Below are 917 nucleotides of genomic sequence, written 5' to 3'. Positions count from 1 at the left end.
GGCTCCTTGACCTTGCCGAATCCCCCGCCGCGCGGTTCGTCGCCGCGTGCCTCGGGGTCGAGCAGGATCGCGCGCACCACCGCCTTCAGATCGCCGCGCACGCCCTTGCCATTGTCGACGAACACCGCGCCGATACGGGCGACATAGGCCGGCGACGGATTGGCCTTCACCAGATTCTGGATCAGCAACTTGGCGAGGCGCGGCGGCGTGCTGGAATGATTGAACGCCGCGTCCAGCGCGATCCGCACGCTGTCGGCCGGCGTGGCACCGGCGGGGACGCTGGCGCCCAGGAACGACTTGGCCTGCGAATCATACGCCCAGTTGACGCTGCGCACGACCATGGCTTGCGAGTAATCGTTGCCGGTCCAGTCGGTCCGACCGCCACCCTTGGCATAGGTCCAGCCGGTCAGTGCGCGCGACAGCCCCTTGATGTCATCGGTGGTGTAATTGTCGACCAGCGCGCCGTTGGCGGCCAGCACCGGCGTGCCGTCCGCGTTGAGCTGCATCGGCCCCATCGTGAAGATCTGCAGCATCTCCCGCGCGTAATTCTCCGATGGCGCGGCCCGCGCGCTGTCGGCCATCGACAGGTAGTTGCCCATCGCGCCATGCAGCGTGACCTTGCCCAGCAGGTCGCGGTAATTGCCGAACGCGCCGTCCAGCAGCAGTTGCTGATAGGCGGCGATGCCGGCCGTGCTGTTCACCGTGTTGCCGGAGATCACCATGATCTGCGACAGCGCGAACGCCACCCGCTGCCGCAGCTGGTCGGGGGCGAGCGTGGCGTCGGCGTAGAAGCGCGCCGCGACCGGCACGCGGGTGAAGTTGTTCTGCCAGCAATTCGGGATCGAGCGGTCGGCCGAACAATAATCGTTCGGCACCCATTTCACGAGATCGACATAGGCTGTCTCTTATTACACATC

General features: G+C 66.1%; 1 protein-coding gene. It reads right to left on the bottom strand.

Annotation, left to right across the window (positions count from 1 at the left end):
- A partial coding sequence (locus NS334_RS16215; protein ID WP_193753135.1) for a DUF1800 family protein occupies positions 1-875 on the bottom strand: 875 nt, incomplete at its 3' end.
- Between the last annotated feature and the right edge of the window lie 42 nt (positions 876-917).

The sequence above is a fragment of the Sphingomonas endophytica genome, assembly GCF_001476895.1.
GTDB lineage: Bacteria > Pseudomonadota > Alphaproteobacteria > Sphingomonadales > Sphingomonadaceae > Sphingomonas > Sphingomonas endophytica_A.
The sequence above is the reverse complement of the archived record's forward strand: the minus strand, read 5'-3'. Positions and strand labels throughout refer to the sequence as shown.